The sequence below is a fragment of the Allobosea sp. genome, from assembly GCF_048595345.1.
Taxonomy (GTDB): domain Bacteria; phylum Pseudomonadota; class Alphaproteobacteria; order Rhizobiales; family Beijerinckiaceae; genus Allobosea.
Window position 1 is genome coordinate 57,495 of record NZ_JBMDWH010000019.1, and the last position, 26,106, is coordinate 83,600.

The window sequence follows — 26,106 nt, forward strand, 5'->3', positions numbered from 1 at the left end:
TTCTCAGTTGAGCGTAATGAGGCCGGCCTTTTCGGTGATCTGGACGTCCGCCGAGATCTCCGTGAAGGTGCTCTTCGTCGTCAGGCTCGGCGTCTTGATCTCGATGGAGCTGCCCGTCATCGTGATCGTGCTCGCGCCCACCTTGAGCACGATCTTCGCCCCGGCCTCGATCGTGATGGTACTGCCGACGGTGACCGACTGATTGGTGCCGATCGAGATCGTCTCGTTGTTGCCGACCGTGGCGGTCCGGTTTTCCGCGACGGTCAGGGTCTGGTGCCGGCCGATGGTGGTGTTGCTGTCGCCGGTCGAGACGGTGAGCACATCGTCGCCGCTCTCGATGGTCGTGCCGCGCGTGGTCTCGCCCGCGGACTTCTTGTTCTTGCCCTTGACGGTGCGGGTCTCGCCGTCCTCGACGGTCGACATCAGATCCTTTTCCGCATGGAAGCGGACGAATTCGGCGCCCTTTTTGTCCTCGAAGACGAGCTCGTTGTAGTGGCTGTCGGTGCCGCTCTTGGAGGAGCGGGTCTTGAAGCCGCTCTGCGTCTTGTTGTCGGGCAGGGCGAAGGGCACCGGGTTGTCGGCATTGTAGACCGAGCCGACGACGATCGGGCGGTCCGGGTCGCCTTCGATGAACTCGACGACGACCTCCATGCCGATGCGCGGGATCACGATCCCCCCCCAGCTCTTGCCGGCCCAGTTCTGGGCGACGCGCACCCAGCGCGACGACTTCTCGTCGTTCTTGCCGACGCGGTCCCAGTGGAACTGCACCTTGATCCGGCCGTGCTTGTCGGTGTGGATCTCCTCGCCCGAGGGGCCGACGACGATCGCCGTCTGCGGGCCGGCGATCACCGGCGCCGGCGTGACCGAGCGCGACTTGTAGGGCTGGTCGGAAGGCTGCAGAACATAGCTGCCGGAATAGGAGCTGCCATCCCCGCCATCGCCCGAGCGATACTGCTCGGCGACAAAGGCATGCGAGGCCGATACCACCAGGAACTCTGCGTTCTCCGCCTTGACCGGATGCTTCGTCATCGTGACGAGCCCGCCCGGGAACAGGTTCGGGGCATTGCCGGCCGCCTCGCGCCTCTTATCCTGCGACTGCGCCGCATAAAGCTGGGCCTGGGCGAATTTCGCCCCCAGATCCTCCCGGTTCGAGGCCTTGTAGGTCGCGGGGTAGTCGTAGAGTTCGAGATCGTCGCGCTCGTAGCCGCCCTGCGCCGTCTGCAGATGGCGCATGCTCGCCTTGGGCGAGGCGAAATCATAGCCGTTGAGCGTGACCTTGCCCGACTGGAAGCTGCGGCTGATCAGCCAGCTGTTGAGATATTCCTCGTCGTCGCGCGTGCGTTCCCCCATGCCGATGAAGCGGCACTCCGGCAGGTTCTCGATCGCCTGATGCGAGCCCTTGCTGTCGCCGATGATCAGCGTGTGCTTGCTCTCCTCGAACTTGAAATAGAAATAGAGGCCGAAACGCTCCATCAGCCGGGTGACGAAATGATACGAGGACTCCCGATACTGCACGCAGTATTCGAGTGTCGGATAGCTTTCGCAGGCCTGGATTTCGTAATCCTTGAAACCCAGATCGTCGAACACCGTCTTGATGATCTCGAGCACCGACTGGTTCTGGAAAATCCGGCAATCGCTCGTTCGGGTGAGGATCCACAGCCAGGGGCGCAGGGTCAGTCGATAGGCGAAATCGCCGTCGCGCTCGCCGAACCAGGAGGCGTTCGACAAAACGCCCGAGAAGTACCGCGTCTTGTTGGCGACCGTCGTCAGGCGGATCGAGCAGGTCTTGCCGACGGCCGCGCCGAAGTCGATCTCGGCATCGTGGCTGACGCAATCCACATCGATCTCGAAAAGCTGGCTAAGCCCCTCATTGACGGTGAACGAAGTGAGGAGAAGCGTGTCCGTCCCCAACGGCGTGGTCAGCTCAGCGAGCCGAAGCCGTTGCGTGCCGCGTGATATCATCTCGACCGTGAACTCCGGTGCCCGCAAGGTGTGAATTGACGTTACTCAAAAAAATGCAGATCGTCGAGTTTGGTCGCGTTTTTCGCGGCCGGGTAAATTGATCCGACTAATCATCAGGTGGATATCGGTCGATGGCGGCCTTTCCGTTCGAGGCGCTGGTCGCCCCCGTCTCAGTGGACTTGCCTTGCGGTCCTGATCTGGAGCTGGAAGGGGACGCCGAATTCATGCGTTTCCTGGCGCAGATCGAAGGTGTTCTTCCAGAGAGTTTTCTGAGCTTCAATCGGCGCGATGCGGATCTGCAAAGCTACATCGCGACCGCCGGAACGTTGCTGAAGAGAACTGCGGATCTGCGCCTGCTGGTCGCTGCGGCCAAGCTCTTCATTCTCGACCAGGATCTCGGTTCCTTCACCCGCTGCGTCGAGGTGCTGGCGGGCTGGCTCGAGGAGCGCTGGGAGGGGCTGCACCCCGATCTGCTCGGCGAGGATCCGGTCATGCGGGTCATCGCCCTCCAGACGCTCGACGACGCCCCGCATACGGTGCTGCCTCTGCAGGTGGCGCCGCTGTTCCGCTCGCGCCGCATCGGCCATGTCAGCCTGCGCTCGTTCCTCCTGTCCGAGGGCAAGGTTCAGCCCCGCCGCAACCCCGACAGCGACGAGATGGAGCGCGTGCCGACGGCGGGCGACCTCGCCAGCGCGATCAAGGATGCCGAAGCGGCCGATGTCACCGCCGCCTGGGACCACGCCCAGCGCCTCTCGGGCGCGGTTGCGCGCGTCGAGCAGGCGGTCGATGCCCATGCCAGCGGCGCCGCCGGGCTCAGCCTCGACAGGTTGAAGGGCGTCGCCAAGCAGCTGGTCGAGACGCTGCAGCGGGTCGTCGCCGAAAAGGATCCGTCCCTGGCTCCTGCGTCAGCCGGGGGCGCCGAAGAGGCCGGCGATGCCGGAGAGGGAGGATCGAGCTCGTCCGATTCCGGGCCGATGTCGGTGCAAGCGATGGCCAGCTTGCCGGATGTGGCGGCGGCGCTGCTCGCCGCCGAGCGCTATTTCGTCAGGCACGAGCCGTCCAGTCCGGTCCGCATGCTGCTGGCCCAGACGAGGGCGCTGCTCGGCCGCAGCTTTTTCGAGGTTCTTTCGGCTCTTTCGCCGTCTTTGGCGGGCCAGGCGGCGATCCGGCCCGTGCGCGGCCTGCCGATCGAGCTGCCTCTCGAGCGCCTCTCACAGCTGCTGCCGTCCGACGGGTCCGAGGATGCGTCCGCTTCCGGCGGCGGCTGGGACGAGAGCGGCGAGGGGGCCGACGAGAACGAGGGCGTTGAAGCGCAGGTGACCGCGGCCGAAAGCCCGGCGGCGCCCGAGGCGCGGACGCGCCGCGATGCTCTGGCGTTGCTGGAGGCGGCGGCTGCGTTCCTGCGTCAGGCCGAGCCATCGAGCCCTATTCCACTAATGGTGGAGCATGCCCGTCAAATGGCCGGCCGCGATTTCACGGCGTTGCTGCGCGATCTGCTGCCGGCCTCCGCCCTGCATGTTGACGAGGACTGACGAAGTGGGGCATCCTCGGTCTTAACAAAATATTTGCCGGCGACTAAATCTTTCGTCGCGCTCGGTTTTCATGGGGGTCAAGGTGTCCGACAGCGGCCAGAAATTCATCCGGCGCAACCGTGCTCCGCGCGTCCACATCACCTATGAAGACCCCTATGATGCGGACAAGCTCGTCGAGCTGCCCTTCGTCATGGGCGTCCTGGCTGACCTGTCCGGCAACGATGCGGGCTCCGAGAAGGCCGATATGGCCAACCGCGCCTTCCTCGACTTCGACATGGACAATTTCGACAACCGCATGGCGGCGATCAAGCCGGGTGTGCGCTTCAACGTGAAGAATACGCTCGGCGATGCCGAGAACGAGAAGCTCTCCGTCAGTCTTCGTTTCAACAAGATGGACGATTTCAAGCCTGCCGAAGTGGCGCGGCAGGTTCCGGCCCTGGCGAAGCTGCTGGAAGCGCGCGAACAGCTGAAGAACCTTCAGCTCTACATGGACGGCAAGGCCGATGCCGAGGCCAAGCTGCGCGATCTGCTCAAGGACCCCGCCCTGATGGAGGCCCTGCGCGACCGTATGGGCAAGACAAGCAAGCAGGAAGGCTGAGGCCGCGCTCATGTCCACCGAACTGCAGAACGCCCAATCGGCCGTCGAGACGACGACCCAGAACCTCGACGAGTTCAGCCAGGTTCTCAAGCAGAGCTTCCGCCCGCGCAACGAGGACGCTGCGCGAGCCGTCGACAGTGCCATCTCGACCCTGGTCAACCAGGCCCTGGCCGATTCCACCCTGATCAAGGGGGATGTGCTCGACACGCTCGACGAGATGATCGCCCAGATCGATCGCAAGCTCACCGAGCAGATGAACGAGATCATTCACGCGGCCGAGTTTCAGCAGATCGAGAGCGCCTGGCGCGGCCTCAATTATCTGGTGATGAATTCGGAGACGGACGCCACCTTGAAGATCAAGGTGATGAACGCCAGCAAGAAGGAGCTGCTGGACGATCTGCGTCTGTATCCCGGCGCCCGCTGGGACCAGAGCCCGCTGTTCAAGAAGGTCTACGAGCAGGAGTTCGGGCAGCTGGGTGGCGAGCCCTTCGGCGCGATCGTGGCCGACTATTATTTCAGCCAGGCCCCGCTCGACGTCACGCTGATGCGCGGCCTCACGAAGATCGCCGCCTCGGCGCACGCGCCGCTGCTCACCGGCGCCCATCCGAACCTGCTCGGAATGGACAGCTGGACCGAGCTGATGAATCCGCGCGATCTCAGCAAGCTCTTCGACACGCCCGATTACGCGGCCTGGAAGTCGCTGCGCGACGCCGAGGACTCCCGCTATCTCGGCCTGTGCATGCCGCGCGTGCTGTCCCGCCTGCCCTATGGTTCCAAATCCGATCCGGTGGAGGAGTTCGCCTTCGAGGAGGATACGGACGGCCATGACGGCAAGAATTACGGGTGGATGAACGCCGCCTATGCGATGGGCGTCAACGTCACCCGGGCCTTCAAGGAGTTCGGCTGGTGCACGCGCATCCGCGGCGTGCAGTCCGGCGGCGAAGTCATCAACCTGCCGGTTCATACCTTCCCGACGGATGATGGCGGCATCGATCTCAAATGCCCGACCGAGATCGCGATCACGGATCGGCGCGAGGCGGAGCTGTCCAAATCCGGCCTCATCCCGCTGATCCATCGCAAGAATACCGACAAGGCGGCCTTCATCGGCGCCCAGTCGGTCTATCTGCCCAAGCGGAAGATGGACAAGGCCACCGGGCGGACCGAGGAGGCCACGGCCGCCGATAATCTCTCGGCGCGTCTGCCCTACATCTTCGCCGTGTCGCGCTTCGCCCATTACCTGAAGTGCATGGTGCGCGATAAGGTCGGCTCGAATCTCGAGAAGGAGCAACTCGAGCGCTGGCTGACCAACTGGCTCAACCTGTATATCGACGGTGATCCGGCGAATTCCTCGGAATCGACCAAGGCCTCGCGCCCGCTGGCGGATGGTCGCGTCGAGGTGACCCCGAACGAGGAAAATCCCGGCTATTACAATGCCCGTTTCTTCCTTCGGCCGCATTATCAGCTCGAAGGCATGGATATCGGTATGAGCCTGGTCTCACGCCTGCCGGCGCCCAAGAGTTGAGAGAGTATCGCGTTATGTCTTTATCACTCGCCTTTTCTTCGCTATAGACGTCTCGCAAGTTGTGCTTTCCACGATGCTTTGCCGGATTAAGACGGTAGGCAGGACGAACTGTAACGGACGTCGTGCGGCGGTCCGTCAAAGATGGAGCTTGTTATGGCATCTGCTGACTTTTTCCTGAAAATCGAAGGCATCGACGGCGAGTCCGATGATGCCAGCAACAAGAACGAGCTTCAGCTCATCTCCTGGTCCTGGGGTGCGACGAACTCGGGTTCCAGCGGTCTCGGCACCGGCGCCGGTTCGGGCAAGGTCAACATGCAGGACTTCCACTTCGTCGTGCAGATGAGCAAGGCCTCGCCGGTCCTCATGCAGTCCTGCGCGACGGGCAAGCATATCGGCGAAGCGAAGCTGACCTGCCGCAAGCCGACCGGCGACGGCGGCCAGAAGGCCTATCTGAAGGTGACCTTCAACGATCTGGTGATCTCCTCCTACCAGACCGGCGCCTCCGACGGCTCGAATGTGCTCCCGGTCGAGCAGATTTCGTTCAACTATACGAAGATCAAGATGGAATACGACCAGCAGGACGCCAAGGGCAACGTCGGCAAGACCGTCACTGCCAAGTACGACACCAAGGCCAACAAGGTCTGGTAAGACGACTGCTTCGCCTCACCCGAGGCGCATTTCTCCTCGGGTGAGGTGTCGAGCTGCGGGAATAAGGCGCCGCCATGCTGCGCTGCGCCCGGGAAAGGCACTGGCGACGCTGGTTTCGTTCGCCGACGCGGCTTCGTCCCGATCGCTGGGTGAGGGGTTTCGGACAGCAGAGGCAACGCTCGTCAGCCGATCTCGGCGCGGGGGTGTCGAGAGGGGTTGTCGGCGAACTCTGGCTGAGGTCGCGGTCTAGCCTCTGCGGATCGGCCCTGCTTTGCGGGCGCCAGCCATCGCGGATGGGTGGATGGGGTGCCGGGTCCGCCGATCGCGAGGCGCGTTGGTTCGGCCTGAACAGACCACCGCGTTGCCGAACGGGCGTCGGCATCGCGCTCTGGGACAAGGCTGGAGAAGCGGATCGTCCCGAAAAGTGGCGTTCGCTTCTCGGCTACGAGGCTCGAGCCCGGGAAGCCGGACAGGATAGGCTTCGATCGCGGTTTTCGCTTTCGGCGCTCGTTCCTCCAGCTCCAAGAATGTCCCGGCGAGGAGGAGGCGATCTCGATCGGTCCTTTCCATGCAGGCGTGGGTCGGAAATTTGCCGGCTATCGGATATCTGGCAGAAGAGCCCGGACGGCGGCGGTGTCGTCGGCCGTTGGCAGCAGAAGAGTGCGATGGCTGAACGTCGGAAGAAGACCCGCCTCAGTTCACCTCTCATGTTCGCGTTCCGCGATGCGCACCGCGCCAGGGATTCGCGAGTCCATGTCGGCCAGACCAATGCGGCCGGCCAGGAGGCTCTGTCCTCCCGCAAATCCATGCGCATTGCGATCAACGAGATCCAGCTGCGCGAGGAGCTGACGCGCGACCTCGACCTGCTGATGAACACGATCAATCTGGCCTCGACGCTCGACCTCGACGATGCCCCGCAGGTCCGCGACTCCATCGTCAATTTCGGGCTCACCGACATCGGCAACCGCACGATCGACGAAAATCGGGTGGCCGACATCGTCGACGAGATCAAGGCCGCCATCGCGCGGTTCGAGCCGCGCCTCATCGAGAAGACGGTCGATGTCGCGCGCGACCGCACCGCCGATGCCGGCGTGCTGCAGATCCGGTTCAATGTCACCGGTGAAATGGCCTGCGATCCGGTCGCGATACCGGTGGAATTCGTCGCCGATCTCGAAGTCACGAGCGGCAAGCTCGCCATTCGCAGACGCTAGGTCGGGCGATGGATCGGGAGCTGGTCGAGTTCTACAAGCGGGAATTATCGCTCCTTTACGAGCAGGCCGCGGCGTTTTCGGAGGAGTTTCCCGGTATCGCCGATCGCCTGGGCGGTCTGGCTCGGGACCGCGGCGACCCCATGGTCATCGGCCTGCTGGAGGGCACCGCTCTGCTGGCCGCGCGCGTCCAGCTCAAGCTGAAGCATGAGTTCTCCGAATTCACCTTCAACCTGATCGACCAGCTGCTGCCGAACTATCTGGCCCCGACACCGTCGCTGATGCTGGCGCAGATCCGCCCGCCCTATGGCGATCCGGAGCTGAAATCGGGCAAGCGCATCGCCAAGGGCAGCCTGATCGACGCGGTCTATCTCGACAAGGACCGCAACATCGCCTGCACCTTCAGCCTCTGCGACGATGTGGTCTACGGCCCGTTCGACATCCCGCGGGCGGAGTATATGCCTTCACTGGCCCCGATCCAGGCCCTGGGCCTGAACGCCGACGGGCAGGATGCGGCGGGCCTGCGGCTGACGCTGCGCCTGCGCATGGTGGCGCGGGCCGAGGATGAGCCGAACGATGCGGACGGGGCCAAGGACCCGGCGGCCGATGTCGCGGGCACGGCCATCGACACGCTCCCCGTTCATCTGGTGGGGCCGGAAGCGGATGCGATCGCTCTCTATGAGCAGATGTTCGCGCATCTGAACGGCGTTCATCTGCGTTATCTCGACAGCTTCGGCGACGCCCGCTTCATCCGCCTCGGCAAGGAGTGCGTCGAGCAGATCGGCTTCGATGCGGATCAGGCCCTTCTTCCTTACGAGGCGCGCCAGTTCCGCGGCTTCGAACTGCTGCAGGAATATACGGTCTTTCCGCGCAAGTTCATGGGCTTTCGGATCAGGGGCCTGCGCAAGGCGCTGGCCGCAGCGCGCGGTCGGTCGGTCGACCTCGTATTCACCTTCGGTCAGGCCAATCCGCGTCTGGCGGCGGCCGTCGATCCCGCGATGTTCGCGCTTTATGCGGTCCCTGCGGTCAATCTCTTCAAGAAGACCTGCGACCGCATCCCCATCAAGGCCAATCAGCACGAATACCAGGTGGTGCCCGACCGCACGCAGATGCTGGGCTTCGAGCCGCATCGCCTGATCGACGTCTATCTGCACCAGGCCGGGCAGAAGCAGAAGCAGCGTGTTCAGCCGATCTACCGCTCGACCCTGGAGCCGGCCGGCAGCGACAAGCTGTTCTTTTCGATCCGCCGGCTTGAGCGCAAGCGCACCGCGCGCGAGCGCCGGGGCGAGTCGGCCGCCCGCTATGCCGGCACCGAGACGTACATCTCGCTCAGCCCGCCCAGCGGGGGAGGGGAAGCCGGCAAGCCGGAGCTTTCCGTGGTGGCCTATTGCTCGAACCGCCATCTGGCCGAATTCCTGCCCGTGGGCCGTGGCGGCACCGATTTCAGGCTGCGTGAGAATGCGGCGCTGGAGATCGCGGCCGTCGTGGCGCCGACGCCGCCGCGCGATCCGCCGATGCTCTGGCGCCACGAGAACCCGCGGGTCTCGACATCGGGTCGCATGGCGTGGCGGCTCGTCAATCTGCTCAACCTCAACCATCTCGGCGTCGGCCGCAGCGATGGCAGCGCGCTGCGCGAGACGCTCTCGCTCTTCGCCGATCTCGACGACCCTGTGATGGAGCGCCGCATCCGCGGGATTCGCAGCGTCGCGCTGCGCGAGGTGGTTCGAAGGCTGCCGCAGCGCACCGGCGTGGGTGTCGCGCGCGGCATCGAGGTGCGGCTGACGCTGGACGACAAGGCTTTCGAGGGCAGCGGCGCCTTCCTGCTCGGCGCCGTGCTGGAGCGGTTCTTCGCCGAATATGTCAGCCTGAACCATTTCGTGCAGACCGTGGTCGAAACGACCGAGCGCGGCGTGATCGCACGGTGGCCGCCCCGCAGCGGTTCGAGGACGGCGCTGTGAAGCCGGCAGCCGACCTGCTCGCCGACCCGCAGGCGCACGACTTCTTCGAGGCCTGCCGCCGTCTGGAGCAGGCCGCGCCGCATCGGCCGCGGATCGGCGACAGCGCGGCGCGCCGCGAGGAGTTCGCCCGCTTCGGGCAGGATCCGTTCTTCGCCTATGGTGGCGGCAATATCAGCCGCGCCGAGCGCGCCACCGACGGCGCCCTGGGCGTTTATGTGCGCTTTCTCGGTCTCGTCGGCCCGCAGGGCGCGCTGCCGCTGGGGGTGACCGAGGAGGCTTATCACTTCGCCCAGTCGGACGATCCGGCTCTGGCGCGCTTCTTCGACCTCTTCAACAACCGCTTCATCCAGCTCTTCTACCGCGCCTGGGCGGATTCGCGCCCGATCGCCTATCGCGACAGGCCGGCGGAGAGCGATCGCTTCACGGCTTTTCTCGGCAGCGCGGTCGGCCTCGGCTCGGATGTCTACCGTGATCTCGACACGGTCGATGATCTGGTGAAGGTGGCCTTCGCGGGCCTCCTGGGCGCCAAGACCAAGAGTGCTTCGCGGCTCGCCAGGGCGCTGACGGCGCTGTTCGGCGTCGAGGCCGAGATCGAGGAGTTCGTCGGCATGCGCCTGATGTTCGAGCCGGATCAGTGCTCGCGCATGGGTGTTGGTTTCTCCACGCTCGGCCGCGACATCCTGGTCGGCTCGGCGGCCTATAGCGTGCAGGACAAGATCCGCATCCGTCTTTATGCCGAAAGTCTGGAGGCGTTCGAGCAGTTGCTGCCGGTCGGCCCGAGGGCGCAGGCCTTCACCGACATGGTCGATTTTTATCTCGGCCCCGAGCTGGAATGGGATGTCGAGCTGTGCCTGCCGGCGCGCGAGGCGAAGGGCATGGCCCTGGGCTCCTCCGGGCGTCTCGGCTGGACCGGCTGGCTCTCGCCGAACTGGGCGCTGGAAAAGGACGAATACCGCAAGGATGCGCGCTTCAACCTGGCCAAGCGCTTCCGGCGGAAGATGGCATAGAGCCTCGGCGATCGACTGGATGGATAGGGTCGCTGAACGGGCTGTTGAACGGGACGAGTCTTCGGTGACCCGCTGCCGGGTGCAGCGGGCGCCGATGTCGGGAATGGCTTTGGGGCCGGCGCGCCGCGAGGGCGCCGATCGATCGGGTGAGGGACGGGGGCAGTAACATGGCCGATATCAGTCTTGAGACAGTCGCCGGCAAGCTCAACCGGGTCGGCTACGACGCCTTCATGAAGGCTCTGCGCCAGGCGAAGATGGCGGGCAATCGCAATCTCGAACTGGCGCATTGGCTCGGCCAGATCGCGCAGTCGGATCGCAACGACCTCTCGCGCACGCTCGATCATTTCAAGATCGAAAGAGCGAAGGTGTCGGCCGAGATCGCGCGGGTCGTGGACGGGCTGCGCAAGAACGAGACCGAGATGCCCGGCGTCTCGAACACGATGGTCGATCTGCTCGATCGGGGCTGGCACTACGCCACGCTCTTCTTCGGCGAGACGCAGATCCGCTCGGGGCATCTGCTGCTGGCGGGCTTCAAGACCCTGGAGCTGCGCCGCGCCTTCCTCGCCGTCTCGCCGGAATTTGGCAAGATCAACATGGATACGCTCGCGGCCGAGCATCGCCGCATCTGGGCGGGCTCGGACGAGGAGAACCTCCAGCCGATGGACGGCTCCGGCCTGTCCTCCCCCGCTGCGGGCGACGGCGCCGCCGCCGGCCCCAAGGGACAGACCGCGCTCGACAGGTTCTCGCAGGATCTCACCGCCAAGGCCGCCTCCGGAGAGATGGACCCGATCCTCGGCCGCGACGACGAAATCCGGCAGCTGATCGACGTGCTGATGCGCCGGCGTCAGAACAATCCGATCCTCACCGGCGAGGCGGGCGTCGGCAAGACGGCGGTGGTTGAGGGCTTCGCGCAGCGCATCGCGGCAGGCCAGGTGCCGCCCCCGCTGCAGGGCGTGCGGCTCTGCGTGCTCGATGTTGGGCTGATGCAGGCCGGCGCCTCGATGAAGGGTGAATTCGAGCAGCGCCTGCGCGCCGTGATCGACGAGGTGCAGGGTTCGCCGACGCCGATCATCCTGTTCATCGACGAGGCACATACGCTGATCGGCGCGGGCGGTGCGGCCGGCACCGGCGACGCGGCCAATCTGCTGAAGCCGGCGCTCGCCCGCGGCACGCTGCGCACCATCGCCGCCACGACCTGGGCCGAGTACCGCCAGCATATCGAGAAGGACCCGGCGCTGACCCGCCGCTTCCAGCCCATCCATGTCGACGAGCCGGATGTGCGCCGCGCCTGCGACATGCTGCGCGGGCTGATCGGCCCGATGGAGAAGCACCACAAGGTCAAGATCGCCGATTCCGCCGTGGTCGCGGCAGTGGTGATGTCGATGCGCTACATCCCCGCCCGGCAGCTGCCCGACAAGGCGGTGAGCCTGCTCGACACCGCCTGCGCCCGTGTGGCGATCAGCCAGACCACGACGCCGGCCGCGATCGAGGATGCGAAAGCCGCCATCGCCTCGCTGGAGGCCGAAAAGGCCGCACTGACCGCCGATCGCGATCTCGGCGCAGACGGCTCCGAGCGCTTGGCCGAGATCGAGACCGAGACGGCGGCGCTCCATGGCAAGCTCAAAGCGCTTCAGGCCGATTGGGAGCGCGAGGACGCCATCGTCAAGGAGATCCTCGAGCTGCGGGCCTCGCTGCCCGAGGCCGGCGAGGCGGTGGAGGAGAAGCGCGGCGAACTGCGCGGCAAGATCGACGAGCTCGGCACCGTCGAGCCCGACCGGCGCACCATTTACCCCTATGTCGACGAGCAGGCTGTGGCCTCGGTGGTGTCGGACTGGACCGGCATCCCCGTGGGCCGCATGGTCGCCGACGAGATCGAGACCATTCTCAACCTGCCTTCGATCCTGAATCAGCGCGTGGTCGGCCAGTCGCATGGCCTGACGATGATCGCCAAGCGCATCGAGACCAACCGCGCCAAGCTGGACAATCCCAACAAGCCGATCGGCGTCTTCATGCTCTGCGGCCCCTCCGGTGTCGGCAAGACCGAGACGGCGCTGACCCTCGCCGAAGCGCTCTATGGCGGCGAGCAGAACGTCATCACCATCAATATGAGCGAGTTTCAGGAGGCCCATACGGTCTCGACGCTCAAGGGCGCGCCTCCCGGCTATGTCGGCTATGGCGAGGGCGGCCGGCTGACGGAGGCGGTGCGCCGGCGGCCCTATTCGGTGGTTCTGCTCGACGAGGTCGAGAAGGCCCATCCGGACGTCCACGAGCTGTTCTTCCAGGTCTTCGACAAGGGCGTGATGGAGGACGGCACCGGCCGCCGCATCGACTTCAAGAACACGCTGATCATCCTGACCTCGAATGTCGGCACCGACACGATCATGATGCTCGCGCAGGATCCGAACTACGCCGAGGACGGCGAGGCGCTGGCCGCGGCGCTGAAGCCCGATCTGCTCAAGGTGTTCCCGCCGGCCCTGCTCGGGCGCATCGTGACGATTCCTTACCTGCCGCTCTCGCCGGACATGCTGTCCGGCATCGTCAGGCTCAATCTCGCCCGCATCGCCAAGCGGCTGCGCGAGAACCACAGGGCCGAGTTCGTCTATGACGATGCGGTGGTGGAGAAGATCGTCTCGCTCTGCAACGACCCGGCATCGGGCGGCCGCATGATCGACAACATCGTCACCAACTCGATCCTGCCGGCCCTCTCGCGCGGCATCCTCTCGCGCCAGATCGCCAAGGAAGAGGTCAAGGTGGCGAAGGTGTCGGTCGCCGATGGCGAATTTGCCTATGAGGTTGCCTGAGGTCGCCGAGGCGTCGCGCGGGGCGCTCCCGCGCCCCGCCGTCCCTGCGTCATGTTGCGCTTATAGAAGGATGAGATCGCTCCCGCGGCAGGACCCGCGGGCCGAGGCACGCCTAGCCAGCCGCCGACGTTGCATTTTTGTCCAGATGCGCGTGCGAGCGGCGACACAAGGGGAAGGACCGCTGCGATGGATGCGACCGACAGCCAGGCCGTGAACGGCCCGATCACGAAATATCAGCATCTGGGGCAATTCGACCGGTTCGAGTTCACGGCGGGCTTCATGGCCGCCTTCGGCAAATCCGGGCGCTTCAATGCGAATGCGATGATCCCGATGATCGATCTGCTCGGCATGATCGAGCGCGACCGGACCATCACCGACATTCGCTGGGCCGCCTATATGCTTGCCACGGTGATGTGGGAAACGACATCTCCCGTAACCACGCTCGTCCAGGCCCACAACAAGAAGGGCAAGCCGCTGGTCGGAAAGGATGGCAAGCCGGTCCTGCTCAAGCGGCGGCGCTGGCTGATGACGATGTCGCCGGTCGCTGAGGTCGGCTTCGGCAAGGGTCGGAACTACCACGAGCCGGTCAAGGTGAAGCTCACTCTCACCGGCGACGCTGAGATCACCGAACAGGACGGAGACCGATTTTCCGTTTCTCCCACGGGTGCGATCACCAACCTGACCAAGAAGGCCAAGATGGGAACCGTCGATGGTGGCCCTGCCAGCAAGGTCTATGAAGAGGCCGAGGGGGATGAACATGCCTATTTCGGCCGTGGCTATGTCCAGCTGACCTGGTGGTCGAACTATGCCAAGGCCGGCGCGGCGGTCGGCAAGGGGCTGAGCCTGCTGACCAATCCCGACCTGGTGAAGGAGCCGCAGACGGCCTACACCATCATGTCTCACGGCATGGTGACGGGCTTTGGCTTCGCGAACGGGCGCAAATTCAGTGACTATTTCACCCACACGAAGACCGATTACATCCACGCGCGCCGCATGGTGAATGGATCGGACCATGCCGCCGATATCGCGGCGATCGCACAAAAATTCGAGGCGATCCTGCTCAAGGCCCGCGTGGCGCCATGAAGCAGGATCGGCCAGGAGAAAAGGAAAGCCGCAACATGACGCGAGCATCGGCGAGCCGCCGCCTGTTTGCCGGTTCTGTCATGGCCGGTTCTGTCATGGCCGGTCTGGCCCTGGCTGGCGCGTCCGTGGCCGGTGCTGCGGAAGGCGAGCTGCGCTGCGGCTGGTTCTCCAACCCCAGCCCCGCCAATGCCAGCCTCTACGACAAGGACGGTGAATGGACCATCGCCGTGCAGGGCGGCCACCAGGCCGAAGGAGACTGGCCGCCGAAATTCCCGCCCGGCGGCTATGCCGCGACCGGCCGGGGCAGTTACGGCTATGGCTGTGCCTGCCTGCGTGTGGTCGTCGACAAGGCGGAGAACAACGTCCTGCGCATCATCTCCGGCAAGGGCAGGCCGCTTGCGATCTGCCGGGGCGACAAGACACTGCGTGGAATCGAGGCCTCGTTGAAGTAGAGCATGCCTCCGCATGGCCGGGTCGGAGAGGAGAGAATTGAGCGCGTTCGAACGGCACGAGGAGGGGAGTGCGTCCGCCGGGGGGCTCAGGGGCGTCGTCGCCGGGCTGCGGGTCGCCGATGTCGATGCCGCGCTGGTCCTGCGGGCCGGCGACGTGCTGATGGCGAATGACGACGCTTGCGTCTGCCTGCTGGTGGGGCAGGATGCGCTGGTGCTGGCGAGCGACGCCGGGGCGGCCCTTTCGGTGATCAATCCCGCGCTCGCCGCCGGGCTGATCGAGAGCGGGCGCATCGCGACGGTAAGGCTCGCGGTCCCGCCGAAGCGGCTGGCCCGGCGCCGCCTCTTCGGCCTGCTGGCGGGGCATCACTTCGCCAGCGGGATCTGGCGGCGGCAGGATATCGAGGCCGATCTCGCGGGGCTGCCGCGCGAGCCGGTACGGGAGCGTGACGAGGTGAGCGATGCCCTCTGACAGCGTGATGTCGGCGCAGGACGTGCTGCTGGCGGCACAGCTGGCCGGCGGGGGCTGCGATCTTGCGGCCGATGTCCGGTGCCTGCCCTTCTCGCGCTTTCCCGGCTGCACGAGCGAGGCCGGCAACCTCCCTGTCATCGCGCGTTCGGAAGCCGAAGCGCTTCGGACGCTGGATTTCCTCGGCGGCGGCACGCTCGGCGCCGGCTTCGGCGAGACCTATATGGGCTCGGTGATGATGCCCATCCGCAATGGCTATTATGCCGAGCTGGAGCGCGTCGCCGCCACCATCGCACGGCGGCAGGCGGAACTCGGCCCGCGCCTCAACGACCCCGCCGCGATGCGCAGCTTCGTCGACTGGGCGCGGGGCCAGCGCCTTCGCGTCGCGCGGCTCTACCGCATCCCGATGGGCCCGGGCGCGATGCTCGGAGCCGAACTGCGCGACATCCGCGAATATGGCTGGGGCGGCCGCTCCATGAGCAATCTGGAAGCGCGGCAGCTGCAGAAATATGGGCGCACAGGCGACGATGCCGTCAAGGCGATCCTGAACTCGGTCGATCGGCCGAATGCGCAGGTGACGGCACGCGCGGCCCGTGCCGCGCGGGTGCTGCGCGGCGGCGGCGCGGTGCTGATCGTCGGCGGCGCGCTGGTGACGGGATACGAGATCTATGAGGCGACGCCCGCGCAGCGGCCCATGGTGGTGAAGCGAGCGGCGGCCACCACCGCCGCGAGCACGGCCGCGAGCGCCGCCGCGGTCGGGCTCGCCGTGATGCTCGGCGCCACGGGCGTCGGGCTGATCGTGGTCGGCATCGTCGCGGGCGTCGCGGCGAGCTATGGCACAGAGCAGGTCTTCTTCGCCGAGAAGCCGGAGGACACCGAGGCCTTCAGGCATCGCGGCATGATCGGGGTCGATTCGCTGGTCTGCGTCGGCGGCCCGCGCTGACCGAAGCCTCAGGCCGATTGATTCTCTGGCGGCACGTCGATAGCTTCGGCCGACGATCGGTTTGCGATGGCGGAGCGGGGAGCAGCGGGATGAAGATCGACATGCCGGTCGAGCGCGGCGCACGCCCCGTCCAGAACGAATTCGAGAAGGTCGATTCGTTCCAGACCGACGCTCTGACCCTCGCGCTGTCGGCGCAGGACGGCGCGCTGCACGGCGTCGTCCACTGCCCGGCCGCCGCCACAGGCGGGCGCCTGCCGAAAGACTTCACCAGCCAGCCCATGCCGGGCAAGGAAGCGATTCAATCGGCGATCAAGCTCGCCAACGACCTCAAGCTGCCCGTGGTCGTCCTCGATCCGGAGGAACTCTGGCCGGAGGATTGGGGCACGTTGTTCATCGCCGAAGATTGATCGCAGTAAACCGCGCGACGACCCCGTTTAGCCTTGTCTTTACGCAAGATGGGCGGACTGCGCCCCCTCGTTAGACCGGCGGTGTTGCTTGGTAACCAGGCGTCAGAGCCGCAACGGCCAGTGTGCGCGCGGGTCGTTCGCCTTCGCTAGACCGATAGCAAAAGAGGCTTTCGAGCGATCGACGATGATGCAGCGCTGCAACGCTGCCGAAAAATCATGTCGTTAAGGTAAGCGTAAGCAGGCCGGTTTCGCGCCGTGCGTGCAGCCGGCCTGCATCTCCCAAAACAGCTCGAAGGCATTTGAATCAAAGACTTGCGACCGTTTACGCCCTGCGGCGGCAGAGATGCTCGCCGCTTGCGAAAGGGTGTGGGCGGCCGGCCGGATGAGGCCTCGGCCGCCGAGGTCGATTGCCCGTGATGTTGCTCTCGTGACATGACCATGTCCTAACTGTGGCGCAATGGCGATTGCCGGGCCGGTGACGGAACGGTATGGCTCGCCATGGTAGTGATTTGCTCGCCGATAATCCGATCGGCGCTGCGGTAGGTGAAGGTGGCGCATGACGAACCAGGTGATCCGCGCGGCGGCTGATCGTGACCTCGCTTCTGCGAGCGATCGTGCGGTGCCGAGGCTCGGCGCGCGTACTCATCTGCTGCGCAGCACGGCCCTGGCGGCTGGCGTCGTCATGGGACTGCTCGGCGTCGCCGGAACAAATCTCGCTCTCGCCAATGGTGGAGCAGGGGGCGTCAACAGCAACGGAACGGGTGCGGGCAGCGGGAGCGGTGGCGCCGGTGCTGGCGGTTCCTCTCTCGGTGGCGGCGGCAACGGCGCGGGCGGCGGCGGTGGAAATGCCGGCGGTGCCTCGCAGGCGACGGGTGCGGGGACGGCCGGCGGCTCGGCGATCGGGACGAGCAGCGGCGCCGGTGGCGGCGCTGGCGCGACCGGCGGTGCGGGTGGTGCTGGCTCTGGTGCCAGCCCCGGCGCTGGCGGCGCTGGCGCGGCTGCTGCCGGTGGCAACGGCACCGTCGGCGGAGATAGCTCGGCCACGAACAGCGGTGCCGGTGGCGGCGGCGGCGGTGCCCATGGCGCTGTCTCCGCCAACGCCGCCGGTACGTCGACGGGTGGAAATGGCGGCGCCGGTGGCAACGCTGTCGGTGGGGCTGGAGGGGTGGGCGACGCCGGCGGCGGCGGCGCCGGTGGCTTCGGTCTGGTCGTCACAGGTGCTGCTCCGACATGGGCTGCAGGCACCTCCGGAACGGGCGGTAACGGCGGTAATGGCGGCAATGTCACCAGCACGGGCGGGGGCAGCGTCGGCGTCGGTGGCGGCGGTGGCGGCGGCGGTCTCGGCGTTCTGCTGCAGAATGGCGCTTCCGGCATCGTGATCACAGGTGGGCCGACGATCACGGGCGGCAATGGCGGCAATGGCGGTTCCTCCAGCGCCAATACCGGCGACGGTGGCGGCGCCGGTGGCGGCGGCTCTGGTCTCGTCTTCGGCGGCGCAGCGACCAATGTCACGCTGAGCCAGAATGTAACCGGCGGCAATGGCGGCAATGGCGGCAATGCCGGCGCGGTGTTCGGGGCCGGCGGCGGTGGCGGCGGCGGCGGGGCCGGTATCGATTTCGCGGCTGGCGGCACGATTACGGTCACCGCCGGCGTGACCGTCCAGGGCGGCACGGGCGGCACGGGCGGCACGGCTTCTGGAGGAGCCTCTGCAGGGGCGGTGGGAGCCGGCGGCGCCGGCATCACCGGCAGCGGCTTGACCATCACGACCGCGGGCGCGATCAATGGCGGCTTGGCCGGCGGCGGCGGGGCCCGCGCCGACGCCGTCTCTTTCACCAGCGGCACCAATACGCTGACGCTGAACACCGGCGCCAGCTTCCAGGGCAACATTGATACGAATGCCGGCGCGACGCTGGCGCTCTTCCAGGATACGGGCAACAACCAGACGCTGGCGGCTTCGCTGACCGGCGCCGGAGCAGTCTCGAAGACCGGCGCGGGCACGCTCACCTTGACCGGCGCGAACAGCTATACCGGGGCCACGGTCGTCTCGGCTGGCGTCCTGAATCTACAGAACGCCGCCGCGCTCGGCAGTGCGGCCGGCGGCACGAGCGTGTCGGCGGGTGCCGCCCTGCAGATCCAGGGCGGGATCGCCATCGCCTCTGAAGCCCTCGTGCTGAACGGCACCGGTGTGGCCAATGACGGAGCGTTGCGCAGCGTCTCCGGCGCCAACAGCTGGGGCGGCGCGGTTCTCCTCGCCTCGGCGTCCCGGATCAACGTCGATGCCGGCTCGCTCGCTCTGACCGGGGGATTGACCGGCAACGCCTTCGCGCTCGACCTGGGCCTCGCCGCCGGCACGACGCTGAGCGTCGGGACCTCGGACGTTACCGGCATCGGCGTGCTCACCTTGAGCGGCTCGGGCGCCCTGACGATCGGCGCCGGCCGGACCTTCTCGGCCGCGACGATCAACAATACCGGCAGCAACGTCATCAACGTCGGCACCGGCTCGACCCTGCAGGGCACCGGCAACACGCTGACCAACAGCGCCACCATCAATGTCGGCCAGAACGGCATCGTCACCGATGCCGGCAACATCAACAACACCGCGACCGGCATCATCAACTTCAACGGTCCCGGCCCCAGCAACGCCACGTTGTCGAGCACGACCAACCAGGTCATCGACAATCTCGGCGTGATCAACATCAATGCCGGTACCAGCGCCGTGAACCGCAACGGCGTCACCGTCGGCGGCAACGTCACCGGCAACGGCACGATCAACCTGTTCAATTTCTCGCAGCTGACCTCGGGCTCCGCCACCCAGTCGATCGCCAACACGATCGCGCTCGACGCCGGCGCCGCAACCGACGCGCTGATCGCCAATGGCGGCAATGCGCTGACCCTCAGCGGTGCCGTCACCAGCGCGGCCAACGGCATCCTGACCTTCTCCGGCACCGGCACCACGACCCTCTCGGGTACGAACGGCGTCGGCAGTCAGTTCCTCGGCACGGCCAACATCAACCCCGCGGGCGCCGGTGCGGCGACCGCCCTGGTGATCGGCGCCGGCGCGACCTTCGGCGACAGCGCAGGCAACTCCGCGACCGTGGTCGTGAACGAACTCGGCCGGCTCGAGGTCAACGGCACCCTCGCCGGTGGCGTCACTGTCGGCAATACGGCAACCCTGCAAGGCAGCGGCACGATCGGCGGGGCTGTCACCGTTCAGAACGGCGCCACTTTGCGCCCGGGCGACACGGGCGACACTGCAGCCACGGAGGCCGGCACGCTGACGGTCAACGGCGCTCTGACGCTCGCGACCGGCTCCACCAGCATCTTCAATCTCAACACCAGCCAGCAGATCGGCGGCACGGGCGCCACCGGCAACGATCTCGTCTCTGTCGGCGGCAACCTCACCGTTCAGGCCGGCGCCAACCTGCAGGTCGGGCCTGCCGTGTCGGGCTATTATCGCCTGTTCAACGTCAACGGCACGATTACCGGCGTCCCTGCGAATTTTGTGCTGACGACGGCCGGCGGCGCGACCGGCACGATCTACACCATCACCAACCCGGCGCTGCCGAACCAGGTCAACCTGCTGCTGCGCAATGGCACGCAGTTGGTCCAGTTCTGGGACGGGGCAGACACTGTCGGGGGAACGGCGGGCGCCGGTGGCGGCACGGCGACCTTCAGCGGCGCTTCGACGAACTGGACGGTTACGCCCGGCGGCGTGATCAATGACAGCTGGCGCAGCGAAGTCGGCGTGTTTGGCGGCACGGCCGGAACCGTGACGGTCACCGGCGCGCAGAGCTTCCAGGGACTGCAGTTCACCACCACCGGCTACACCCTGACCGGCGGTTCCCTGAACATGACCGGCAACAACGTTGCCGGCGGCAACGCCGCGGCGAGCTTCATCAATGTCGATGCGGGCTTGACCGCGACGATCCAGTCGCAGGTGACGTCGGCAGCCAATATCGGCCTCGACAAGTTCGGAAACGGACGTCTCGTGCTCGACACCGGCGTTGGCGCCGGTAACATCTATGACGGTTTGACGGATATCCAGGGTGGTGTGCTGACGATCCGCACCGCGACGTCGCTCGGCGCCGGAACCGGTGCCGACGCCGATGCCACCCGCGTGCGCAATGGTGCGGCCTTGGAGCTGGAGACCGGCGCGGCCGGAAACTTCACCGTCGCCAATGAAAAGCTGTTCCTGAACGGCGATGGCGTCGGCAACGGGGGTGCCCTGCGCAACGTTTCCGGCACCAATGGCTGGAACGGCGCCATCGTGCTGGAGAGCGCCGCGCGCATCGCGTCCGATGCCGGGCTGCTGACGATCGGCGGAACCATCAACGCCGGCTCGGCGCTGACGGTCGGGGGCGCGGGCAATACGCAGATCAACGGCGTCATCAGCGGAGCCGGATCGCTGACCAAGGTGGACGGCGGAACGCTGACCCTGACCGCGGTCAACACCTTCGGCGGCGGCACGACCGTGACCGCCGGCACGCTGTTCAACAACGGCACGATCGGCGACATCAGCAACCAGGCGGCCACCACCAACAACGGCAGCGTCGGCGGCGTCACCAACGGCGGCACCTTCACCAACAACGGCACTGCCGGCACGGTGAACAACAGCAGCACCTTCTCCAACGCCGTGGCCGGCGCCGCGACAGGCGCGTTCACCAACAGCGGCACCGCGACGAATGCGGGCACGGTCGCTTCTCTGGTGAACAATGGCGGCAGCTTCATCAACACGAACACGATCAGCGGCGCCGCCCAGATCGTCGGTGGCACGTTCTCGACCAGCGGCGTGGTGTCGGGCCTCCTCACCAATCAGGCGACGACCAATGCCAGTGGCACGCTGAACGGTGTCGCCAACAGCGGCGCCTTCTCGGTGTCCGGCGCCCTCTCCAACAACAATCAGAACTTCACCAACAGCGGCAGCGGCACGCTCGCCTTCGGCGGCGCCTTCGCCTTCGGCAGCATCGCCACGCTGACGAACAGCTCGACTTCGGCCAATGCCGTGAATGTCGCGAGTGGAGCGACCCTCGGCGCGCAGACGATCGAGAACCTGGCCGGTACCTTCACTAATGCCGGCACGATCAACTCGCTGCACTTCAACAATGCCGCGGGCGCCACGGTGCGCAATTCCGGAACGCTGAACGCGACTGCGACGAGCACCTATTCCAACGCCGGCACCACCACGAACACGGGCACCCTGAACGCCGGCCGCCTCGCCAACTCCGGCACGCTGAACTCCTCGGGCGTGCTCAACGTCACGACGGATCTGAGCAACACCGGCACCGTCAACCTGTCCGGTGTGCTGAACAGTGCCACGGTCACGAACAGCGGGGCCTTCAACATCACCGGCAACACCACCGGCACCACCGGCACCTTCAACAATCTCGGGGGCGGCAGCTTCAACCTCGCCGGGGGCAACTTCGCCACCGCAGGCGCCTTCAACAATGCCGGCACCGTGGTGACGAATACCGGCGTCAGCCGCGCGCTGATGGTCGGCACCTTCACCAACCAGGGCACCGGCTCGATCAACCTCGTCGGCGCCGGCACCTCGGACGTGCTGACCATCAACGGCAATTATGTCGGTGCGGCAGGATCGACCATCCGCTCCGATCTCGACCTCTCGCGCCTCGATGCCGGCCAGCGCGCCGACCGCGTGATCGTCAACGGCGCCGCCAGCGGCTCGACGGCGCTGTCCTTCAACATCGTCAACAATGGCCGGGTGGCGTTCACGACGCCGATCGACGTGCTGACGGTCGCCCCGGGTTCCTCGCTGCAGGTCAACCAGGGCCTCATCGACCGCCGCGGCTTCTTCGGCTACTTCCTGCGCGAGAGTTCCCCCGGCAGCGGCGCCTATCAGGTGGTGTCGCAGTTCAATTCGGGTCCGGTTTCGGGCGTAATGTCGGGCGTCAACGGCGTGCTGAGCAGCCTGCAGTCAGGCTTCCACCAGCCCTCCTCGGCGATCGTCTCGCGTCCCGACAGCTGCACGCCGAACCAGCTGATGGGTGGCCCCTTCGTTCGTATGAATCGCGGCGAAACGACAATCGACAGCAAGAGCCTCGGCGGCGCCACCGGTGGCGGCGGCGACTTCACCGGCTCGTCGAAGTCTCAGTCGCAATTCTCCGGCATCCAGGGCGGGTTCGACCTCGGCGTCTGCAACATCAACAACAGCGGCTGGAACATCAATGCCGGCGTGATGGGCGGCTATGTCCACACCAAGAGCTCGAGCCTGTCGTCCAGCCCGTCGCCGGTCGCCGGCGGCGCGCCGTCCTTCACCCGCGTCTCGAGCGAGGTCGATGTTCCCTTCTTCGGCCTGTACAGCTTCCTGACCAACGGCCCCTTCACCTTCGAGGTGAACGTCCGCAAGGATCTCTACGACGCGAAGCTCTCGGCCTTCGACCCGATCACCGGGGCGACCTTCGTCAATCAGAACAGCAAGCTCTCGGGTTCGGGCATCAACTACAACGTGCAGGCCCAGTACCGCTTCAGCTTCGACAACTGGTACATTGAGCCGGTCGTCGGCATCTCGCGCGGCACCAGCCGGTTCAGCTCGCTCGCCTTCGCGACGAGCACGAGCGATGGCATGTTGTTCAACGACTCCACGAGCGTTCTCGGCCGCGTCGGCGCGAATGTGGGTGCCGTCGTGCAGCTCACGGATAGTCTCTACATCGTGCCTTTCGCCCATGCATCGGTCTGGAAGGAATTCGAGAAGAAGACTGAAGGACAGGCGGTCTTCAACTCGGTCAATCAGCGTTTCGACGTGCAGACTGACCGGGTCGGAACCTTCGGCCAGCTCGGCACGGGCGTTCAGTTCCGTGTTCTGAACTCGCCCTGGCTCGGCTTCATCCGCGGCGACATTCGCTTCGGCCAGAAGATCGAGGGCAAGGCGCTCAATGCAGGACTCAGGGCCCAGTTCTGAGCCGGAGTCGAGGATTTCGGTGCGAGCGCTCTTCGCAGCGCCCGTCCGGAAGCAGGGCCGCGCGAAAGCGCGGCCGGAGACGGCGGTTGCCGTAGTGACACTTCGTTAAGCCCAAAGCTTTCGCAACGGCGCCTGGGCGCCGGAACCGTTGGGCAGATCGGCGGTTCGTGCTATCGTCGATCGACATCGCTGGGAGGCGACATCATGGCTGCTGGACGGACTATGGTATTCGCCGCACTCGCAACGGTGCTGGTTCTTGGCAACGCTCAGGCAGAGACGATCGGGCCTTCTCCGTCGCTGCTCGAGCCAGAACTGATGGCGCAGGCCCCGGCGAGCCCCGTCGCCGGCGATCTGGTGGTGACGATTCTGCCGCCCCGGCGCCCCGATGCCGAGACCTTGGCCGCTAGCTTCCGCCAGCGCCCGGCTCCGCAGGTCTATTCCGAAGCCCGGGTCGTGCGCGTGCGCGCGGTGCCGCAGGATCGGCTGTTCTGGCTCACGGTCGGGAACGGGTTCTGAGAAAGACGGCTCGCCGCGCTCCCATCTGCGCGCTGGGCTGATCGGGCGCGCGGTTGCGGCCCATGCCACGGCTTGTTAAGCTCTGATCCGCATCGACAAGGCGCGGTTTCGTGAAATTGACGCAGACATCCTTGGCATGTCTCGCGCTCGTCGCCGGCTGCAGTGCCGCGTCGGGTTGGGGATGGGCTGCGCCCGTCGCCAGCCGCCCGGCCACCGAGGCGCTCGCCGTCGCCCCTCATATCCTGATCCATCGCGCGCAGGCGCTCACGCCGATGTCGTCGCAGCCCGAAGCCTGGCGCCTCGAGCGGCGGAGGCGCTTCGAGCTGGCACGCCAGCAGGCGATCGAGGGCCGGTTGGAGCGCGAGCGCAGCGATCGCCAGCAGGCCGAGATCGCCCAGCAGCGCCGCCAGGCCGAGGAAGAGCGCATCCGCACCGCTCTGCTCGACGAGCAGCGCCGCCGTGCCGAGGATCAGGCGAGGGAGGAGGCCGTCCGGCAGGAGGCTGCGCGCCAGGCCCTGGCCGCTCAGCGCGCGGCCGAGGAGAGGCGTCTCGCGGAGCAGCGCCAGAAAGACGAGGCGATGCGCCTCGCCGAGGCCGAAAAGGCCCGGCTTGCGGAGGAGGCGGCACAGCGCAAGCGCGAAGAGGAGGAGAAGCGTCTCGCCGCCCAGCGCGCCGCCGAGGACAAGCGCCTCGCAGAGTTGAGGCAGAAAGAGGAGGCGGCCCGCCTCGCCGAAGCGGAAAAGGCTCGCGTCGCGGAGGAAGCCACGCAGCGCAAGCGCGAGGAGGACGAGAAGCGTCTCGCGGCTCAGCGCACCGCCGAGGAAAAGAAGCTGGCAGAGCAGCGCCAGAAGGAGGAGGCGGCGCGTCTCGCCGAGGCCGAGAAGGCGCGCCTCGCCGCCGAGGCCGCGCAGCGAAAGCGTGAGGACGAGGAAAAGCGCCTCGCCGCCCAGCGCGCGGCCGAGGAAAAGAAGCTGGCCGAGCAGCGCCAGAAGGAAGAGGCCGCTCGCCTCGCCGAGGCCGAAAAGGCCCGGCTCGCCGCCGAGGCTGCGCAGCGCAAGCGCGAGGAGGACGAAAAGCGTCTCGCCGCCCAGCGCGCGGCCGAGGAGAAGAAGCTGGCCGAGCAGCGCCAGAAGGAGGAGGCTGCCCGCCTCGCCGAGGCCGAGAAGGTTCGGCTGGCGGAGGAGGCGGCGCTCCGCAAGCGCCAGGAGGACGAGCGCCTCGCCGCACAGCAGGCAGCCGAGGCCGAGCAGAAGAAGCAGCAGGAGGCCGAGGCCGCCCGGCTCGCCGAGGCCCGGCGCGCAGCTGAGGCGCCATCGGCTCAGCCCGGCGCCGCCGAGGGCGGCCGCACGGTCGAGCAGCAACTCGCTTTGAACGCCCAGGCCCAGCCGCCCGCGCAGGGCTTTAGCGGTCTGATCGCCGACGAGGTCAGCGGCTTCACGAACGAGCAGCGGCGCCTGGCCCGCAGCCGTATCGAGCGCGACAACCGTTCGCGCGCCTCGCTGCTGGACGAGGCCGATTTGCCGCCCGAGACCAAATCGGACGGGGCGGCCGAGCAGCCTCGCATCGCCTCGCTGCAGGATCCGCCGCCGGCCGCCGCGCCGCTACCCCCGGTCGTCGCCCTGTCCTCCCGCGATGAGATCCGCGCCGCGCAGGTCGAGCTGAAGCGGCTGGGCTGCTATGGCGGCTCCACCAAGGGCAACATGAACACCAATACCGGCGTCGCGCTGCGCACGGCCGAGCGCAACATTGACGATGGCTCGCGCAAGCTGGTGCCGCTGACCGCCGAGGCGCTCGATTTCCTGAAGTCGCGCAAGGAACCGCTCTGCACCGGCAGGCTGGCCTGCGAAACCGGCCAGAAAAAGGACGGCACGACCTGCATCGCGGCCATCCCGCTGGAGGAGCCGCCCACGCCGCGGGCCCAGCCCCGCGCCCGCGAGCGGGAGCGCGCCGCCGTGGCCCCCCGCGCCGCGCCTCAGCGCCAGGCCCCCGCCGCCACCCCGGCGCGGCAATCGGCGCCGCCGGCCGCTCCGCAGCCGAGCCGCCCGGCGATCAACCTCACCATGTGATTGGGCGGCGGCGCCTTGAGA

Annotated in this window: 17 protein-coding genes; 16 read left to right on the plus strand and 1 reads right to left on the minus strand. The window is 66.6% G+C overall.

Features of this window, described 5'->3' with window-relative positions:
- Nucleotides 1–3 precede the first annotated feature (3 nt).
- Nucleotides 4–1,911: a type VI secretion system Vgr family protein gene (locus ACOJTB_RS02915; RefSeq protein ID WP_420101016.1), complete on the minus strand. Its 1,908-nt coding sequence runs from the start codon at nt 1,909–1,911 to the stop codon at nt 4–6.
- A gap of 182 nt (nt 1,912–2,093) precedes the next feature.
- On the opposite strand from ACOJTB_RS02915, the gene ACOJTB_RS02920 reads away from it, so the two are divergent.
- From ACOJTB_RS02920 to ACOJTB_RS02995, 16 genes are all read left to right on the plus strand, one after another.
- Nucleotides 2,094–3,494, plus strand: a complete 1,401-nt coding sequence (locus ACOJTB_RS02920; RefSeq protein WP_420101017.1) for a type VI secretion system protein TssA — start codon at nt 2,094–2,096, stop codon at nt 3,492–3,494.
- Between the two features lie 70 nt (nt 3,495–3,564).
- On the plus strand, nt 3,565–4,092 hold the full coding sequence (tssB, locus tag ACOJTB_RS02925; RefSeq protein WP_420101018.1) for a type VI secretion system contractile sheath small subunit: 528 nt from the start codon (nt 3,565–3,567) through the stop codon (nt 4,090–4,092).
- Between the two features lie 10 nt (nt 4,093–4,102).
- Nucleotides 4,103–5,614 carry a type VI secretion system contractile sheath large subunit gene (gene tssC, locus ACOJTB_RS02930; protein WP_420101019.1) on the plus strand — a complete coding sequence of 504 codons (1,512 nt, stop codon included), beginning with the start codon at nt 4,103–4,105 and terminating at the stop codon, nt 5,612–5,614.
- 153 nt (nt 5,615–5,767) lie between these two features.
- Nucleotides 5,768–6,262 carry an Hcp family type VI secretion system effector gene (locus ACOJTB_RS02935; RefSeq protein ID WP_420101020.1) on the plus strand — a complete coding sequence of 165 codons (495 nt, stop codon included), beginning with the start codon at nt 5,768–5,770 and terminating at the stop codon, nt 6,260–6,262.
- A 665-nt stretch (nt 6,263–6,927) separates the two neighbouring features.
- A complete protein-coding gene (gene tssE / locus ACOJTB_RS02940) occupies nt 6,928–7,473 on the plus strand; it encodes a type VI secretion system baseplate subunit TssE (protein ID WP_420101021.1) in 546 nt (181 codons plus the stop codon).
- An 8-nt stretch (nt 7,474–7,481) separates the two neighbouring features.
- Entirely contained in the window at nt 7,482–9,428 is a 1,947-nt protein-coding gene (gene tssF, locus ACOJTB_RS02945; protein WP_420101022.1) for a type VI secretion system baseplate subunit TssF, read from the plus strand.
- Nucleotides 9,425–10,435 (plus strand): type VI secretion system baseplate subunit TssG, encoded by a 1,011-nt coding sequence (tssG, locus tag ACOJTB_RS02950; protein ID WP_420101023.1) that lies wholly within the window; start codon nt 9,425–9,427, stop codon nt 10,433–10,435. Before tssF ends, tssG begins: the two co-directional genes overlap by 4 nt.
- 167 nt (nt 10,436–10,602) lie before the next feature.
- Entirely contained in the window at nt 10,603–13,236 is a 2,634-nt protein-coding gene (gene tssH / locus ACOJTB_RS02955; RefSeq protein WP_420101024.1) for a type VI secretion system ATPase TssH, read from the plus strand.
- A 186-nt stretch (nt 13,237–13,422) separates the two neighbouring features.
- On the plus strand, nt 13,423–14,319 hold the full coding sequence (locus ACOJTB_RS02960; protein ID WP_420101025.1) for a glycoside hydrolase family 19 protein: 897 nt from the start codon (nt 13,423–13,425) through the stop codon (nt 14,317–14,319).
- On the plus strand, nt 14,316–14,771 hold the full coding sequence (locus tag ACOJTB_RS02965; RefSeq protein WP_420101026.1) for a DUF4087 domain-containing protein: 456 nt from the start codon (nt 14,316–14,318) through the stop codon (nt 14,769–14,771). The genes ACOJTB_RS02960 and ACOJTB_RS02965 overlap by 4 nt, the downstream gene beginning before the upstream one ends.
- A 37-nt stretch (nt 14,772–14,808) precedes the next feature.
- Complete coding sequence (locus tag ACOJTB_RS02970; protein ID WP_420101027.1) at nt 14,809–15,240, plus strand: hypothetical protein; 432 nt, start codon at nt 14,809–14,811, stop codon at nt 15,238–15,240.
- Complete coding sequence (locus tag ACOJTB_RS02975; RefSeq protein WP_420101028.1) at nt 15,230–16,180, plus strand: hypothetical protein; 951 nt, start codon at nt 15,230–15,232, stop codon at nt 16,178–16,180. The genes ACOJTB_RS02970 and ACOJTB_RS02975 overlap by 11 nt, the downstream gene beginning before the upstream one ends.
- 89 nt (nt 16,181–16,269) lie before the next feature.
- Nucleotides 16,270–16,587 (plus strand): hypothetical protein, encoded by a 318-nt coding sequence (locus ACOJTB_RS02980; protein ID WP_420101029.1) that lies wholly within the window; start codon nt 16,270–16,272, stop codon nt 16,585–16,587.
- A 556-nt stretch (nt 16,588–17,143) separates the two neighbouring features.
- The gene (locus ACOJTB_RS02985; protein ID WP_420101030.1) at nt 17,144–23,503 is read left to right on the plus strand and encodes a hypothetical protein; all 6,360 of its coding nucleotides are present in this window, start codon (nt 17,144–17,146) and stop codon (nt 23,501–23,503) included.
- A gap of 204 nt (nt 23,504–23,707) precedes the next feature.
- The gene (locus ACOJTB_RS02990) at nt 23,708–24,019 is read left to right on the plus strand and encodes a hypothetical protein (protein WP_420101031.1); all 312 of its coding nucleotides are present in this window, start codon (nt 23,708–23,710) and stop codon (nt 24,017–24,019) included.
- 131 nt (nt 24,020–24,150) lie between these two features.
- Entirely contained in the window at nt 24,151–26,085 is a 1,935-nt protein-coding gene (locus tag ACOJTB_RS02995) for a hypothetical protein (RefSeq protein ID WP_420101032.1), read from the plus strand.
- Nucleotides 26,086–26,106 lie beyond the last annotated feature (21 nt).

Coding starts and splice junctions, on each gene's coding strand:
- tssC (WP_420101019.1), top strand. CDS start 4,103: ATGTCCACCGAACTGCAGAACGCCCAATCGGCCGTCGAGACGACGACC.
- ACOJTB_RS02920 (WP_420101017.1), top strand. CDS start 2,094: ATGGCGGCCTTTCCGTTCGAGGCGCTGGTCGCCCCCGTCTCAGTGGAC.
- tssF (WP_420101022.1), top strand. CDS start 7,482: ATGGATCGGGAGCTGGTCGAGTTCTACAAGCGGGAATTATCGCTCCTT.
- tssB (WP_420101018.1), top strand. CDS start 3,565: ATGGGGGTCAAGGTGTCCGACAGCGGCCAGAAATTCATCCGGCGCAAC.
- ACOJTB_RS02990 (WP_420101031.1), top strand. CDS start 23,708: ATGGCTGCTGGACGGACTATGGTATTCGCCGCACTCGCAACGGTGCTG.
- ACOJTB_RS02980 (WP_420101029.1), top strand. CDS start 16,270: ATGAAGATCGACATGCCGGTCGAGCGCGGCGCACGCCCCGTCCAGAAC.
- tssH (WP_420101024.1), top strand. CDS start 10,603: ATGGCCGATATCAGTCTTGAGACAGTCGCCGGCAAGCTCAACCGGGTC.
- ACOJTB_RS02965 (WP_420101026.1), top strand. CDS start 14,316: ATGAAGCAGGATCGGCCAGGAGAAAAGGAAAGCCGCAACATGACGCGA.
- ACOJTB_RS02985 (WP_420101030.1), top strand. CDS start 17,144: ATGACGAACCAGGTGATCCGCGCGGCGGCTGATCGTGACCTCGCTTCT.
- ACOJTB_RS02960 (WP_420101025.1), top strand. CDS start 13,423: ATGGATGCGACCGACAGCCAGGCCGTGAACGGCCCGATCACGAAATAT.
- ACOJTB_RS02935 (WP_420101020.1), top strand. CDS start 5,768: ATGGCATCTGCTGACTTTTTCCTGAAAATCGAAGGCATCGACGGCGAG.
- ACOJTB_RS02975 (WP_420101028.1), top strand. CDS start 15,230: ATGCCCTCTGACAGCGTGATGTCGGCGCAGGACGTGCTGCTGGCGGCA.
- tssE (WP_420101021.1), top strand. CDS start 6,928: ATGGCTGAACGTCGGAAGAAGACCCGCCTCAGTTCACCTCTCATGTTC.